Origin of the sequence: Bacillus pseudomycoides DSM 12442, assembly GCF_000161455.1 — a bacterium.
Taxonomy (GTDB): domain Bacteria; phylum Bacillota; class Bacilli; order Bacillales; family Bacillaceae_G; genus Bacillus_A; species Bacillus_A pseudomycoides.
Window position 1 is genome coordinate 2448005 of record NZ_CM000745.1, and the last position, 14663, is coordinate 2462667.

Here is a 14663-nt window from a genome sequence, read left to right on the forward strand (position 1 = left end):
AATCATAAAAAAGAATCCTCTTATAAAGAGGATTCTTTTTTTAGAAAGTAAAAATATATTATTTAATCATCCGATTTAATTTTTTATCTCATTATACAACTCTAGCCCTTCTTTCACATTCAAGCCATTTTTAACAATACCGTGTATCGCTTGAATCATTGCAGCTGGATGTTCTGACTGCCAAATATTTCGTCCCATATCAACTCCAATCGCACCCTCTTGCAATGCTTGGTATGTAATTGTTAAAGCGTCTTCGATCGAATCTAATTTTGGGCCACCTGCAATGACGACTGGGGCAGGGCATGTGCTCGTAATTTTTTCAAATCCTTCGCAGTAATACGTTTTAATAATATCAGCACCCATCTCCACACATACACGCGATGCAAGTGCTAAAAAGCGTGCTTCTCGTTTTTGTAGTTCTTTTGCAACGGCCGTAATACCGAGAACAGGTAAACCGTAATCATGAGCCTCGGAAACTACGTTTGCTAGATTTGAAACAGTTTGTGTTTCATATTCTGAACCGACAAAAACAGATACACCAACTCCGACTACATTTTGCCGCAGTGCTTCTTTAATTGGTGTAACAATGGTCTCGTTTGCTAAATCTTTACCAACGACAGTTGGACCGCCTGAAACACGTAAAACCATTGGTGTTTTGCAGTCTTTAGGAATGCAGGAATTGAGTACACCCCTTGTTAAAAAGAGAGAATCTGTATAGGGAAGTAAGTTTTTTACTGTTTCTAATGGTTGTTCTAATCCATGAATTGGACCTAAAAAGTAACCGTGATCAATTGCTAACATAACTGCTTTTCCATCAGGCAGAATCGTATTTAATCGATTTTGAAATCCCCAAGTCATTGTGAATCACTCCTTCGTTAAATTTGGATTTTCTGTTTGTACAGTATCTTTTTCTTGTAAATGTGGTGACTTAATAAAAACAGCTTTAAAGATTTGATCTGAGTGGTTAATAAGATAGTGAGATTCATGAGGGCGAACTTGCAAGACGTCACCTTGTTTTACAGGAACTCTTTCATTATCAATATAGAAATCAATTTCACCTTCTAGGGCATAAAAAATTTCTTCGCATGTAGTATGATAATGATTTTGAAACTCTTGCCCAGGCTGAATGACTACAATGCCAAGGTCAATGTTAGGGCCCTTTATTAAATATTTTGGGCCGTTGTTACCAAAGCGATAGGAGAAATCCTCTTCATTTACTTTGAGCATATTGTTCACTCCTTTATGAATGTGTTACAGTGCACCTGGTGCAATCCACATATGTGATGTGAAGCCTTCATCCGCTAGCGGGAGTTGTTTTTCATAAACAGATTTCCACGTTTGATAGAAATTTTGATATAATTTATAATTTTCAGCATTCGGTTCATAGGTGCTTTCCCACTTTACAAATTCCTGAGAGATTGTTTCCATAGAGTCATATATTCCAGCACCAACTCCTGCCGCAATTGCTGTTCCTAAGGCGGCCGCTTCTTTTACAACTGGTACTTTAACAGAAATTCCGAGAACATCCGCAACAATTTGGGGCCAGAGCTTGCCTTTGGCAGCACCCCCAGCAAATATCACTTCAGAAGGGAACTTTCCTGTTAATGATTCTATTAATTTTAAATTTCCAAGTGTTATAAATGCAGCATTTTCTTCGAGTGCACGGAACAGTTCTTTCTTTCCGCATTTATTAGCATCTAAGCTTAAATTAATGAAAGAAGGTGCGGCATGGCGCCATGAAATGTAGTTCATTACATTTGAAAATATAGGAATAATGCCATATGATCCGACTGGCACATGTTTTGCTTGTTCCTCTAATAATTCATAAGCATCTACACCTAGTTTAGTAGCAAGTTCTTGTTCTTCTTGGCAAAAACCATCTCGAAACCATCTCATCACAAGCCCGGGGAAAAAAGCGATTGTTTCATATTGCCAAAGTGTAGGGATAGCGTGGCAATTGATGCGAATACGAGCATTTGAATCTGTTTTTGGACTTGTTATATTTACTTCTTGTTGCCAAAAGCTCCCTCCGCAAATAAATGTTTGTTCAGGATGTACGACTCCCGAACCGAGTGAAGCCATCTGGGCATCTCCGCCCCCAGCAACTACCGGTGTTCCTACATGTAAACCTGTTAGTTCTGCACTTTGTTTTGTGATATTACCAATAACTGTCCCCGCTTCATTTACATTTGGAGAAAATGATAAGTTTAGACGGCATTGCTCAGCAATCGAATTATCCCAAGTTCTATTTTCTAAATCAAAAATACCAGATGTACATCCATTGGAAGGGTCTATTTGTAATACCCCGCACAATTTATATAAAATCCAATCGTTTAACATTGTAAAGGAATAGATTTTATCATATATATCTGGTTGATGTTTTTGAATCCAAAGTAGCCTAGGCAGAGCGCCAAGTGCAAAAGTTTGCCCTGATTTCATATATAAATCTTCTTCAAGATGGGAGCGGATCTGTTTTAATTGACTTACTTCAGAAGAAGCACGGCCATCAACGTTCGCACATGCCCATATTTCTTGCCCACTTTTATCATATAAAACAAATCCTTCGCGCATACTTGTTGCACTAATCCCTTTAATAGAAGAAGGGGATATGTTGCTTTTTTGAAGTACATCTTTTGTGCATTCTTGAACGAGTTTCCAATTCTCTATCACATCAAAATTCACAGAACCAGGATAACGAGAGTCGGGTTTATGAACCCACTCTTTTTGACTCACAGCAAGCTGATTTCCTTGTAAATCGAAAAGGACGGCCCTGATACTACCAGTACCCGCGTCATAAGCTAATAGAGAAGACATTATGATTCACCTTCCTTTCTCAATAGGGAGAGTGCTGTGTCCTCATCGGTAATTAATGTATGAATGAATCTACCTTTTAAGGCTCCGTAAATTGCATCTATTTTTTCTTCACCGCCAGCTACACCGACTACGTGTTTCATCTTTTGAAGAGCTGAAAGAGGTGTACCAATTAGGCGGTCGTGATGGGGAAGTTCTAGTAATTCTCCATGTGTATTATAAAATTGTCCTAGAATATCTCCGGCACCATTTTGACTTCGTATATAGGTCATTTCACGAAGCGTTAATTTTTCTTCTTTTACAATGGTTGCATCATGAGATAAACCACCAATACCAACTATTGCTGTATTAGCAAGTGAAGCGACATGTAGCATATCTTTAACGGCTGGTTCGGAAAGGATACTTTGTGCCATTTCGGTTGTGGATGCTAAAAATGGCGTAGGAATGATATGAAGTTCGCCTTGCATGTGATTGAGATAGTTTTGTTTTCTAGGAAGGTAATGATTTACACCACCTGTAAGAGTAACGATTGAAAGTTGTATAGATGCTTCAAAATGGATGTTTTCTAACATTTTTGATATCGTTTCCCCCCAACCAATGCCGAGTAAATCTCCTTGTTGTAAATGTGTTTCTACATATTGCGCTGCAGCTTTCCCTAAAGAAGAAGGGGAATTTTCCATTAGCGTAGGGATAATAAAAGAGTCTTTTAAATGAAATCTTTTAATTAGTTCACGTTCAATGCTTAAGCAATGTAAACCCGTACCTTTTACATGAAATGTAACGACACCTTCAGATCGAGCTTTATCTAATAACCGTACGACCTTATTTCGTGAAATGTGAAGCAAAGAAGCGATTTCCTGCTGCGTTAAATGATCTTTATAGTAATACCAGGCTACTTTTGTTAACAAATTTTCTTCAAAGTTCAACTGTGACATTCTCTTCATCCCTTTCAACAATTGACCGATGCTTAAACATATGTGCTTATTTTTTTGTTTATACCGATAGAAGTAGTAATTGTGTTCAAGAAAAATTTGTTCTAGATATGAAAAAAGGGATATACAATGCTACAAAACAAGTAGAACAAAAAATCATTTTCTCAAAAATTGTTCTGTATAAAGGCAGGTGACAAGATGTGGAGAATGCCCCCTTATTAAAAGTGAGGCAAATGAGTAAATCATTCTCAGAACAAAGGGTACTAAAAGAAGTGAATTTAGAATTAGACTATGGCGATGTATATGCTTTAGTTGGCGGAAACGGTGCTGGGAAATCAACATTGATGAAAATATTAACAGGTTTATACTCTTATGATGCTGGGGAGATGTATGTAAAGGGAGTAGTGCAAAGTTTTTCTAATCCAGCGGAAGCACATTTAAATGGTATTTATTTAATTCCACAAGAACCGTTAATTTTTTCTCATATGACAATTGAAGAAAATATATGTATCGGAATAAAAGCAAAGAAGAAGGAACTTCGTACAAAGATAAAAGATTTGATAAAAAGTTTAGGGTGGAACATAGAACTGAGTGCAATTGGAAGTTCATTATCAATTGCACAGCAACAATTAGTAGAAATATTAAGAGGGTTAATAAGAGAAGCAGAGATTCTTATTTTAGATGAGCCAACATCGACATTAACAACTCATGAAATAAAGAGTCTTTTTGTGCTGATAAAAGACTTAAAAGAAAAGGGAATCGGAATGATTTATATTACACATCGTTTTCCGGAAATCTTTGAGATTGCGAATAAAGTAGCTATTTTGCGTGATGGAATGATAGTGAGTCAAGGGGATGTATCAGATTATACATACGACATGCTAATGGAGGGATTATTGCCAAAAGATTATAAACAAGAGAAGAAGAAAGTGGCACCTCAAGAAACGATGAAACTTTCTCAACAAGTATTAGAGGTAACAAATCTGTCGAGTTATGCATTTCAGAATATATCACTAAATGTACATGCTGGAGAGATTGTAGGGATTGCTGGTGTTGTTGGATCGGGTAGAACGGAATTAGCAGAAGTGTTATATGGGATAAGGCCCATACGGTCAGGGGATATTTTATTAGAAGGGGAGTCAATTGCAAGGTGTTCTACGAGCAAACGATTAGATAAAGGGATGGTATATGTTCCAGAGGATAGGGCAGGGAATGGTATTTTTTCAATTCGGTCTGTTAAAGAAAATATAACGGCAGCTTCTTTACACCGAATGAGCCCATTCTTTTTAAAGTGTAAAAAAGAAAGCGCTTTAGCGGAGTTGTATATGAATAAGTTTCGGATAGTTGTTTCCAATGTAGATGAAAAAATGACATCTTTATCAGGTGGAAACCAACAAAAAGTTGTATTAGCAAAATATCTTGCTTGTGAACCTAAATTAATTATTCTTGATGAACCAACGCGCGGGATTGATGCAAAAGCAAGATTAGAAGTATATGAGGCAATTCAAGGTTTAAAACAATCAGGGCTTGCGATTTTATTAATTTCCTCAGATGTAGAAGAAATTGTTCAATTAGCAAACCGGGTATATGTGATGAGGAATGGAAAACTTGTTTCACATTTAGAGAAAGGAGAAGTTTGTATAGATGAAGTTACACGCCTTGCATATGTGGGAAGGGAAGGTGTAACGGAATGAAACGTTTTTTAAATATAGTTAAAATGCATGAAACATCCATTATTATTTTATTACTTATTTACATAGCCCTCGTAGGAATTATTAATCCTAGTTTTGTTCAGTTTAGTTCGCTTTCTTTAATTATGAAATCAAGTCTTATTTTAGTCATACTAGCTATTGGTCAATCATTCGTATTATTTACTAAAAATATTGATGTTTCAGTCGGTTCTATTATGGGATTAAGTGCAGCAATTTGTGGGATGTTTTTGACAAATGGTAATAGCATCTTAATTTCAATCATTGTTGCAATCTTGCTTGGAGCTGTGATTGGAATGATAAATGGCGTTGGGGTTACGAAGTTTCGTGTACCGGCAATTATTATGACATTAGGAATGTTAGGAATTATTAGAGGAGCGATGTTGATCTATACAGGTGGCAAATGGATTGAAGATATTCCTAAGTCTTATAAACAGATGTCTTCTGTCATGATACTAGGGCTTCCAGTTACAGTATGGATCATTTTGGCTATTTTACTATTATTATATATCTTTTTAAAGAAAGCACCTTTTGGAAGATATTTTTATGCTGCCGGAGATAACGAAGACGGAGCACGCCTCATTGGAATACCGGTAGACAAGGTGAAAATATATGCATTTATTATTTCTGGGATGAGCGCAGGGGTTGCAGGGTGCATATTTGTTATGAATATCGGCTTTGTGCCAAATCAAACTGGTACAGGAATCGAGTTACAAGTAATTGCTGCCGCTGTTCTCGGCGGAATTCATCTAAAAGGTGGAACAGGTTCTATATTTGGAGCAGCACTGGGAGCGATTTTTTTAGAAGTTATAAGTAGTTCACTAGTCTTTTTAAAAATACCTGCTTTTTGGAATAGTGCTATATCAGGATTCTTACTGTTACTTATTATTATATTAGACAGCATCTTAAAAAAATGGAAGGGAATAAGACAGTTGGAAGAAAGAAGGATGAATCTATGAAGTATGCACGTGGATTTTTAAGATGGGAAGGAGTTCTTATTGTATTACTTATTATAGAGTTCATTCTCTTTGGTTTGTTAAACAGTGATTTTTTAAATATTAGTAATTTACTTTTCAGTATGAATGACTTCGTTTTTATTACGATTGCCGCAATTCCAATGACTTTTGTAATTATAACAGGTGGAATCGATGTATCTGTAGGATCGATTATGGGGCTTACTTCCATTCTTATTGGTGTACTCTGGATGAATGGAATTCCGGTTATTTTAGCTGTAATTATTTCCTTGTTTATCAGTTGTCTAGCGGGTTGTATCAACGGGGTGATTATTAAAACGACAGAGATAGAACCTCTTGTTGTTACACTTGGAACGATGTTTTTATATTCAGGAATTGCACTTGTTATCTCGGGTGGCTCAAATGCCAGTGGATATGAAGGGATAAGTGGTTTACCGGATTCTTACGTGCAACTTGCAAATGGAAGTTTTATGGGAATTCCTAATTTAGTATGGTTACTTTTCGTTTTGACTGTTTTGTTTACACTCTTACTTCATCGAACAAGGTACGGACGTTATGTCTTGTTGACAGGTGCGAATGAAAAGGCAGCTAAATATTCTGGTATTCGAACAAAAAAAATAGTAACTATTTCCTATATTCTTTCTGGGTTAGGAGGTGGATTAGGAGGGGCTTTTTTAACAGCATATTTTGGCTCAGCTCGAGCTGATATTGGAAGCGAGACAATTCTGCCGGTTATTACGGCAGTTGTATTAGGTGGGACACTCATCACTGGGGGAAAAGGAAGTATTCTTGGAACAGTACTAGCAAGTATATTTATTGGAATGATGCAGTACGGTTTACAAATGACAGGTTTAACGAACGAACAGTCAAATGTAGTTATTGGCATTATACTGATCCTCTCTGTTATTATTAGGCATTTCAAGTTACAGCAACTCACTATGTGGAAAAGAAGGAAATTGCATAAGGGGGAAATGTCATGAAAAGAAAACTAGGGATCTTTATCATTATATGTGTTTGTATTATCGGTTTAATTGCATGTTCTAGCAAAACAGCAGACAAGAAAAAAGCAGATGATGTGAAATTTGCATTCATTCCGAAATTGACAGGGGTTGGCTTCTTTACATCAGGTGGTGAAGGGGCAAAAGAAATGGGAGATAAATTAGGGGTGCAAGTGAAATATGATGGGCCATCAGAGGCGAGTGTATCAGGACAAGTGAAATATATAAATAATTTTATTAATCAAAACTATGATGCGTTAATGGTTTCATCTACATCGGTTGATGGTCTGACGCAATCCTTACAGAGAGCAAAGAAAAAGGGAATGACAGTTTTAACATGGGATTCTGATGTGAATCCGAAAGATCGTTCATTTTATATAAGCCAAGGAACACCGGAGCAATTGGCAAATTTATTAATTCAAATGACCTCATCACAAATTGGAGATAAAGGAAAAGTAGCATTCTTTTATTCAAGTCCGACTGTAACAGATCAAAATCAGTGGGTAACAAAAGCAAAAGAGATAATAAAAGAAAAATATCCAAATTGGGAAATTGTAACGACGCAGTACGGAGAGAATAATGCACAAAAATCATTATCGGTTGGAGAAAGCATTTTAAAAACGTATCCAGATATTAATGCGGTCATTTGTCCGGATGCAACGGCACTTCCAGCAATGGCACAAGCTGCTGAAAACTTAAAAATGGATAAAAAGGTAGTTGTGACGGGATTTTCAACTCCAAACGTAATGCGTGATTATGTAAAACGTGGAACTGTTCAGCAATTTGGATTATGGGATGTAAAACAACAAGGCGCACTTGCAACTTATGTTGCAAATGAAATTGTGGTAAAAGGAAAGAAATTAAAAGTTGGCGATAGCTTTGAAGTTCCGAATATAGGTAAAGTAAAGGTGGAACCGAATTCTATTCAAGGTTATGACTACGAAGCAGATGGAAATGGAATCATTGTATTACCAGAAAGAGTTGTATTTACGAAGGATAATATTGATAAGTATAATTTTTAATGTTGAAATGAAAAACGTCCGGTATTTTTATCGGACGTTTTTATTATGCCAATCTTTTAGAATCTCTTCGTCAATTTGTCCAACTGCTTCTTGTGTACCATCACCTTTTTCAATTCTAACCTCAGCCCATTCTGTATTACTAACGACATACCAAAACCTTTTCGTTCCTTCAACAGTAATGATTTTTGCATTTTTGTTCCCGACATAAACTTTAGTAATAGCGTTATCACGAATTGTTCCAGCATAAATGTAAGGGATTTGATGCATGGAAGTCCATCTTACGGGGCTATTCCATTCAGTTCCTGTAGTTCTTATCCAATTCCATTTGCCATTTTCTTTTTCAAAATAAGCAATAAATATTTGTTCACCTTGCTGGTTATGCTCTGTAAATATTGCTACGGCATCATTTTCTTGTGAAACATTCATTTCTGTATGAATGAGAGTGTAGGAATTATTCTTTTGTCCAAAATACATTTTTTGCATCTTTTCATGGAAGTACATATAAAAGGATTGCTCTTTTGAACAGCTAATAAGAAATGTGATTAATATGAGGAAAGTATAGGTTATATTTCTATTCAACTTGCTACCTCCTTTTATCTTGAAGGATAAGTCTTTTTAGCAGAATAAGTAGAAATGTCCTAATAATTGTATTTATGTTAAAATTATTCTGAATATTAAATTATGTGATTGGAGGAATCGATTTGCTTACACAAGAACAAATCTCCAACTTATTTAGAAATTTTTCTATAAAAGAAGGTAAAGGATCGAGCGATTTATACGAACATTTATCATTGGAAATTTCAGAAGATGAGGAAATCCTTACATTAGCGTCACACGCACAACTTGGTCAGCCAACTCCTAACTTATTACTTGGTGCCGTTCACTATTTATTACTGAAAGGGAATAATCATGTATTAAAACAATACTATGGTAGCCTTGTTTCTGTTCCAGAAAAAAATCTAGAACATGCTTTTCAACATTTTAAAGATTTTTGTCAGATTCATAGGGAAGAGATAATCAATATTTTAAAAACAAAGCTAGTGCAGACAAACGAAGTAAGACGATGTACATATTTATATCCGAGTTTTTGTTATATGTTTAATAAAGTGAATAAGCCTTTAGCGCTAATTGAAATTGGGACAAGTGCGGGCCTGCAGCTGTTCTGGGATCAATATAGATATTCTTATGGAACAGGCGAGGTGTTTGGAAATAAAGACTCTAAAGTTCATTTGAAATCAGAAATAAAAGGGGAGAATCAGCCATTTTTCTTACAACAAAGTCCACCTGTCGTAGAAAGAATCGGACTTGATTTACATATAAATGATTTAAATAATGAGGAAGATTATTTATGGTTACGCTCACTTATTTGGCCTGAGCATAAAGAACGACTTGAAATGTTTGATCACGCAGCAGCTTGTTTAAAAGAACAATCTGTGAAACTGATAGAAGGGGATGGAGTAGCTCTTCTTTCAGAAATTGCGGAACAAATCTCAGAGGATGCAGTAATTTGTATTTTCCACACACATGTGGCGAATCAAATACCAGAGAGTGTAAAACATAAATTAATAGATAAAGTGAAAGAAATTGGTGCGAAACGGGATGTTTTCCATCTTTATAACAATATGTGGGATAGAGATCTTCATCTTGATTATTTTATGAATGGGAAAGAATACAATGAAACTGTTGGAGAAACGGATGGCCATGCGCGTTGGTTTAGTTGGAGGTTGGGCGATAAATCGCTTTGTTAGATTGATATTTTAACGGTGTATAAAGAAGGGACAACTTACATGAGTTGTTCCTTCTTTATTGTAATACTAAAATGAACCTTTTGTGAGAAACGAGCGAATATAGTGTGAAAGATTGTTTAAAACGTGAGAGGGGAACGAGAATTGGATGAAATAGAACTAAAGGAATGGTTACAGAGAATGGCCTTTGGAGATCAACAAGCCTTTCAGGTTATTTATGAATTTACATGTAAAAATATTTGTAGAACAGTAGCTTTTTTAGTAGTAGATAAGCAGGATGTAGAGGATATTGTGAATGAAGTATATATTCAAATATGGAAATCTGTAGTTAACTATGATGTGAAAGGTGAATTAAGTTCAAAAAGTGGTAGTTTTTATTAATGTTCCAGTCGGTATTCTATCCTTACTCTTCGTCTTGCTTTTTATTAAAGAATCATATGATCATACAGCTAGTTCTAAAATAGATTGGGCAGGTATGGTTACTTCATCATGTGCATTGTTTTTACTTGTATACGCTCTGATACAAGTAAATAACTCGAGTTTAAGTCCGCTAAGTGTAAGTCTTCTCTTTGTTATTTCTTTTATAAGCTTTATATTGTTTATCTTTATTGAAAAGAAAAGTAAAAATCCGATGTTACCCCTATATTTATTCTCATATAAAGAGTTTTCGTTTTCAAATCTTTCATTATTTTTTGTAGGCATGGGTTTAATGAACTTTTTATTTATTTTTGCATTTTATTTAGTTCAAGTAGATGGAATGAGCGAGCTTCAATCAGGGATGATTATTAGTACACTTGCGATAGTATCAATGGTAGTTACCGCGATTATGACACCCATTGCTGCAAAACATGGAAGTAGTGTTATCGGTATTATAGGAATTATCGCATTTATAATCGCTTCGTATTTATTTGGTCATATGGAATCAGGCTTTTCAAATTGGGATTATATTTGGCGACTCGTGGTTGTAGGTTTTGGTGCAGGGTGTACGCTTGCTCCATTGACAACAACTGCCGTTTTAAGTGTTCCAACCGAAAAATCAGGTATTGCGTCAAGTATATCTAATATTTCTAGAACAGTAGGAAGTATAGTAGGTGTAGCGATATTAGTGGTGATTTTAAATCATCAATTATCTATCGAAAAAGAAGAAATAAAGCAACAAGTGAAAGCGATGATTCAAAAAGGCGATCAAACAGACTTTGAAAAACAAAAAATACTACACGTAATACAAACAAGTGATGAGAAGAAATATGTAAGCATGGAATCAGAGGAAGGAAATAAACTCTACGAACAAATTAAATGAAAATATAAATACGGGGTTATTCGTAGTTTTAATAAAACTTTTTTAATAGGAGCATTTATTTTCTTTTTGGCACTTATTTGTAGTGTGCTAGAAATATATATGAAGAGAAAGAGAGGGAATAAATTAAGAGCCACATGTTAAAAGGAAGATACAATACAATAACACTATTTACATAATATAATTATGGTTAAGATGTTTAAGGATGCTATTATTTATTTGGTAACCCTCATCTCAAGATAGTAAGAAAGAGATAAAAACAGTGTGTGAAAATGTTTGAAGTGAAAGTTTACCATAAAAAAACTTTAAAAAGAACGCTAGTTCGTATATGCTTAATACAATTGAAGTTGAAGTAGAAGAAGGGAAGAGAAGATGATGATTCATAAAGTTGGTCAAATTATGCTATATGTAAATAATCAAGATGAGGCTGTGCAATTTTGGACAGAAAAAGTAGGTTTCCACTTAGTTGCTGATGAAGATAACGGTCAAGGATTTAGATGGGTTGAAATCGCGCCAACAGAGAAAGCAGAAACGAGTATGGTTCTACATAATAAAGAATTAATTGCGAAGATGCAGCCTGAATTAAATCTTAGTACACCATCCATGTTGTTTTTCACTGAAGATATCGATAAATTATATAAAGAGTTTGTAGAGAAAGAAATTACAGTTGGAGAACTTGTAAATATGCCGTCTGGTAGAGCATTTAATTTTGCTGATCATGAGAAAAATTACTTTGCAATTATGGAAAAGAAGTAAGTATAAAATTGACTAACTTGATCTTTAAACGAAACAACACCATTTTATAGATGGTGTTGTTTTATAGTTTTTGAGCAATTATTTATTACAAAATGCAAATGATTATTTACATTTTGTTGGTAATGATTTACAATGAGAGTGTTTGAAAAGGAGGGAAGTGAAGTTAGGATGCTTGAAAACAGAGTTAGAGAATTACGGGCAAGATTTAGGTGGACTCAGCAAGACTTGGCTGATGCAATTGGAGTGACGAGGCAGACAATTGGGTTAATTGAAAAAGGTGATTATTCTCCCTCTGTCACCATGGCGTTAAAAATAGCTGCCGCGTTTCAACTTACAGTAGAAGATGTTTTTTATTTAAAGGGAAAGGAATGATTATAATGAAACAGGTTTTAAAATCTCCGCTTATAGGGGCCGGTATATTTGTTTTGATTATTGCATTTTTACTATTTTCTCTTATGAGTACACAGGTCGTTTTAGCTAGATTATGTTTTTGGATTCTAGTGACGGTTACTGTTTTCTGGTTCATTCTCACAAAGCTTTATAATCGAAAGAATTCGGATGATAAGATTAGATTATTTAGCTTTATACCATCCGAATTTCGTGAAATAGATGAAGGGCAGCAGTGGGTAACTTATAAGGCTTGCCGAAATGTATATATTTACTATAGCGTTGCACTTCCAGTAACGGCAGGGATCTTCTTCTTCTTTTCTCAACATAATTTTGTTCCATTACTGTGCATTGGTGTATTAGGTGCAGGCCAATACATGGTCTATTGGTTAACTACTATTCTTATTTTAAATCGTATTTAATCTAAAGAAAAAAGGGGATGAAACAATATGCTAGAGTGGGCTCAAAATGCAGGTGAAATGTGGCAATATGTCGTTTTATTTCTATTAGCTTTTGCTCCATGGATGGATGTATCAATCGTTGTACCACTTGGTATCGCATGGGGATTGCAACCATTTGCAGTAGGGGTGACTGCATTTGCAGGGAATCTTATCTTGGTTCTATTATTGGGATTCTTCTTTAAGCAGTATGCAAAATGGCAAGCGGCAAGAAAGTTAAAAAAAGGTATAACAACACCTTCTAAAAAAGAAACTAGATCAAGGCGAATATGGGAACGATATGGTATTCCTGGTTTGGCATTGCTTGCTCCCATTCTCGTAGGAACTGATATTGCAGCCGTATTAGCTTTAACATTTGGATCTAACAAGACACACGTCATAAGTTGGATGACAGTCAGTCTAGCGGTATGGACAATCATTTTTGTAGTTGCTTCGATGTATGGATTTAGCCTTTTACATATTATTTAGGATGATATAAAACTGTCTATGAATATAGTAATGAAGTAAAAGGGATGAAGAAAAAACGTCGTAGATTGAATATGGAAGTCAAAATAAGAAGAAGTGTCCAATTTAAGGTTATTAAAGTCTGAATTTTCCGATCGATTATTAGGATCTAATAGGAATGGATCTTGGTTCTTCTCCGATTACACTGATAGAAGTGATTAAGGGAGAATAATGAAATATGAAAAAAACTGTATATATTGCATTAGAAAAGATCTCGTTAAAATATAAAAATTCACTATATTGTAAGGAGAGAAAATAATTGAACCTAGGTAATCCGATAGCTATTGGGAATACAGCAAAGATATATCTTTATGATAATAAAATTGTGAAAGTGCTTAAAAAACACTTTCCAAATACAGAATCGTTATATGAAGCAAAGAAACAAGAATACGCTTATTCATGTGGGATTCAAGTCCCAAAGGTATTAGAAGTCACAAAAATAAAGGGTAGGCAAGCAATTATAATGGAATATGTAAAAGGGAAAACAGTAGGTGATCTCTTAATTCATAATATGGAACGAGCGGAGCATTACATAGGTATTTGTGTTAATGCACAACAAAAGGTGCATGCTGTTGTTGTTGATTCGGATTTACTTGAACCGATGTCAGAAAAGCTACGTCGTCAAATTGAATCAGTACAGAATCTAGATGAGAAACAAAAGGGTAAATTGTTAAGAAAATTGGATTCAATGGTATTTGAACCTAGGCTATGTCATGGGGATTTTCATCCATTTAATTTGATTTTGAGTAATGATAATGTGAAAATTATTGATTGGGTGGATGCTAACGCGGGAGATATTCGTGCCGATGTCTACCGAACATATTTGTTGTATGCCCAGGCTTCAGTAGAGTTGGCTGAAATGTATTTACGTATATATTGCAAAAATGCTGGTTTATCAAGGGATGAAGTTATAAAGTGGGCTCCTATTATTGCTGGGGCAAGATTGTCAGAAAAAGTATCTTCAGAAAACATAGAACATCTAAAGAGATTAGTACACCAGTATTGTCATTAAGGAACACGATAGAACTAGCATTTCTGTAATGATCAAACTTTTTTAATGCGACAGTATT

The 14663-nt window shown here is 35.1% G+C and carries 15 protein-coding genes and 2 pseudogenes; 12 read left to right on the forward strand and 5 right to left on the reverse strand.

Annotated elements, in window-relative coordinates; genetic code table 11:
- Positions 1-75: 75 nt before the first annotated feature.
- The 4 genes from lsrF to BPMYX0001_RS12245 are packed head-to-tail and all read right to left on the reverse strand — an operon-like array spanning position 76 to position 3764.
- Positions 76-858, reverse strand: a complete 783-nt coding sequence (gene lsrF / locus BPMYX0001_RS12230) for a 3-hydroxy-5-phosphonooxypentane-2,4-dione thiolase (protein WP_006095138.1) — start codon at positions 856-858, stop codon at positions 76-78.
- 6 nt (positions 859-864) lie between these two features.
- Complete coding sequence (locus BPMYX0001_RS12235; protein WP_006095139.1) at positions 865-1227, reverse strand: cupin domain-containing protein; 363 nt, start codon at positions 1225-1227, stop codon at positions 865-867.
- A gap of 24 nt (positions 1228-1251) precedes the next feature.
- On the reverse strand, positions 1252-2814 hold the full coding sequence (gene lsrK, locus BPMYX0001_RS12240) for an autoinducer-2 kinase (RefSeq protein ID WP_006095140.1): 1563 nt from the start codon (positions 2812-2814) through the stop codon (positions 1252-1254).
- Positions 2814-3764: a sugar-binding transcriptional regulator gene (locus tag BPMYX0001_RS12245; RefSeq protein ID WP_006095141.1), complete on the reverse strand. Its 951-nt coding sequence runs from the start codon at positions 3762-3764 to the stop codon at positions 2814-2816. Before BPMYX0001_RS12245 ends, lsrK begins: the two co-directional genes overlap by 1 nt.
- A gap of 179 nt (positions 3765-3943) precedes the next feature.
- On the opposite strand from BPMYX0001_RS12245, the gene BPMYX0001_RS12250 reads away from it, so the two are divergent.
- From BPMYX0001_RS12250 to lsrB, 4 genes are read left to right on the forward strand one after another with little or no spacing between them, the layout of a single operon-like run.
- Positions 3944-5437 (forward strand): sugar ABC transporter ATP-binding protein, encoded by a 1494-nt coding sequence (locus BPMYX0001_RS12250; protein ID WP_006095142.1) that lies wholly within the window; start codon positions 3944-3946, stop codon positions 5435-5437.
- On the forward strand, positions 5434-6411 hold the full coding sequence (locus BPMYX0001_RS12255; protein ID WP_033798937.1) for an ABC transporter permease subunit: 978 nt from the start codon (positions 5434-5436) through the stop codon (positions 6409-6411). The genes BPMYX0001_RS12250 and BPMYX0001_RS12255 overlap by 4 nt, the downstream gene beginning before the upstream one ends.
- Positions 6408-7406: an ABC transporter permease gene (locus tag BPMYX0001_RS12260; RefSeq protein ID WP_033798938.1), complete on the forward strand. Its 999-nt coding sequence runs from the start codon at positions 6408-6410 to the stop codon at positions 7404-7406. The genes BPMYX0001_RS12255 and BPMYX0001_RS12260 overlap by 4 nt, the downstream gene beginning before the upstream one ends.
- Positions 7403-8446, forward strand: a complete 1044-nt coding sequence (gene lsrB / locus BPMYX0001_RS12265) for an autoinducer 2 ABC transporter substrate-binding protein LsrB (RefSeq protein ID WP_033798939.1) — start codon at positions 7403-7405, stop codon at positions 8444-8446. Before BPMYX0001_RS12260 ends, lsrB begins: the two co-directional genes overlap by 4 nt.
- A 27-nt stretch (positions 8447-8473) precedes the next feature.
- Here the strand turns inward: lsrB and BPMYX0001_RS12270 are convergent, their stop codons facing one another.
- Positions 8474-9025, reverse strand: a complete 552-nt coding sequence (locus tag BPMYX0001_RS12270) for a hypothetical protein (protein WP_033798940.1) — start codon at positions 9023-9025, stop codon at positions 8474-8476.
- Positions 9026-9147: 122 nt separating this feature from the next.
- On the opposite strand from BPMYX0001_RS12270, the gene BPMYX0001_RS12275 reads away from it, so the two are divergent.
- From BPMYX0001_RS12275 to BPMYX0001_RS12310, 8 genes and pseudogenes are all read left to right on the forward strand, one after another.
- On the forward strand, positions 9148-10194 hold the full coding sequence (locus tag BPMYX0001_RS12275; protein WP_033798941.1) for a DUF2332 domain-containing protein: 1047 nt from the start codon (positions 9148-9150) through the stop codon (positions 10192-10194).
- A gap of 141 nt (positions 10195-10335) precedes the next feature.
- Positions 10336-10533 (forward strand): annotated as a pseudogene (locus tag BPMYX0001_RS12280) (RNA polymerase subunit sigma-70); the annotation flags it as partial.
- Positions 10534-10558: 25 nt separating this feature from the next.
- A pseudogene (locus BPMYX0001_RS29430) lies at positions 10559-11632 on the forward strand (MFS transporter); the annotation flags it as partial.
- A gap of 231 nt (positions 11633-11863) precedes the next feature.
- Positions 11864-12244, forward strand: a complete 381-nt coding sequence (locus BPMYX0001_RS12290) for a VOC family protein (protein WP_033799660.1) — start codon at positions 11864-11866, stop codon at positions 12242-12244.
- A gap of 168 nt (positions 12245-12412) precedes the next feature.
- Complete coding sequence (locus BPMYX0001_RS12295) at positions 12413-12616, forward strand: helix-turn-helix transcriptional regulator (protein WP_026008563.1); 204 nt, start codon at positions 12413-12415, stop codon at positions 12614-12616.
- 2 nt (positions 12617-12618) lie between these two features.
- A complete protein-coding gene (locus BPMYX0001_RS12300; protein WP_029426848.1) occupies positions 12619-13053 on the forward strand; it encodes a hypothetical protein in 435 nt (144 codons plus the stop codon).
- A 27-nt stretch (positions 13054-13080) separates the two neighbouring features.
- On the forward strand, positions 13081-13557 hold the full coding sequence (locus BPMYX0001_RS12305; protein WP_003198383.1) for a small multi-drug export protein: 477 nt from the start codon (positions 13081-13083) through the stop codon (positions 13555-13557).
- A gap of 295 nt (positions 13558-13852) precedes the next feature.
- Entirely contained in the window at positions 13853-14605 is a 753-nt protein-coding gene (locus BPMYX0001_RS12310; RefSeq protein ID WP_033798942.1) for a phosphotransferase family protein, read from the forward strand.
- The last annotated feature ends 58 nt before the right edge of the window (positions 14606-14663 follow it).